Here is a 1,011-nt window from a genome sequence, read left to right as displayed (position 1 = left end):
AGTACAACCACTAAGTTCTTTTTGAACGTTTGAAACACTGCTTTCATGTAGGGACTTATATTTTGATTTGTATATAGATCTTCCACAAGCTTGTCTTTGTCTTGATTCTTAAGGTTTTCCATGATGCTTTGCATCGACTCGTACGATGCTTTAAGTTCTTCGTTAATTGTCAGTCCTTGTTCTACACGTTCTAGTTGTGTGAGTTGTTTTCGCAGGTGTCGGTCATAAAAGACATGTTCCTCATCTAGATTTCCGGCATACTTCAAATAAAGCCGCCAGGCGAACTTTAACGTGCGATATTCATAGGATCTTTTATTGTACTTTTTCATGGTTTGCACCCGAGTTTGATTAAAAGCTCGAGTCATCATTGCAACGATGTGAAAGCGGTCGATCACAATTTTTGCCTGCGGAAACATTGCCTTGGCAATGTCTTGATAGTAACTATTTAGATCTACGGTAACTGTTTTGACACGTGCTCGAACACTTGCTGGAAATTGTTTAAAATAATCAGTAATACTTTGCTTGAATCGGTCTGGCAGAATTTGTTGAATTTCGTGCTCACCAGCGCCATTAATACAGATGAAATGGAGCCGACCACCAATTCCTCTAAATTCATCCATGGCGAGATGAACCGGTAGATAGTTAAGATTTCTGCGAAATAAGTCATCATAGTTGTCTAAGTAACGACAGACAGTGCTAGCTGATATGCCGGCATCGATCGCAATGCTAGCTTGAGTGCGGTCGTCTTGTAGACTCATAAACACTTTCTGACGCGTGGCTCGGGAGATACAACAGTACTTGTCTACCACATCAGAAGTAGCCATAAACGACGCTTTACAATTACGACAAATGACGCGTTCTTTATGGAGTTCTAAATAAACTGGTTCACTCGCATTCGCTGCCAGATAGGTCACGCGTGATACGTAGTGTCCATTATGACTTAGCTCGCAAAAGCCACAGTTAGCGCAATGTTTCTGGTCGAACTTAACCGTGGCTATATATACTTTTGCG

General features: G+C 41.2%; 1 protein-coding gene. It reads right to left on the bottom strand.

What is annotated here, in order from left to right; all coding sequences use genetic code 11:
• The coding region (locus FFM78_RS13655; RefSeq protein ID WP_137638918.1) for an ISL3 family transposase at positions 1-1,011 on the bottom strand (1,011 nt) is incomplete at both ends.

The organism is Loigolactobacillus binensis (assembly GCF_005405165.1).
Taxonomy (GTDB): Bacteria; Bacillota; Bacilli; order Lactobacillales; family Lactobacillaceae; genus Loigolactobacillus; species Loigolactobacillus binensis.
The sequence above is the reverse complement of the archived record's forward strand: the minus strand, read 5'-3'. Positions and strand labels throughout refer to the sequence as shown.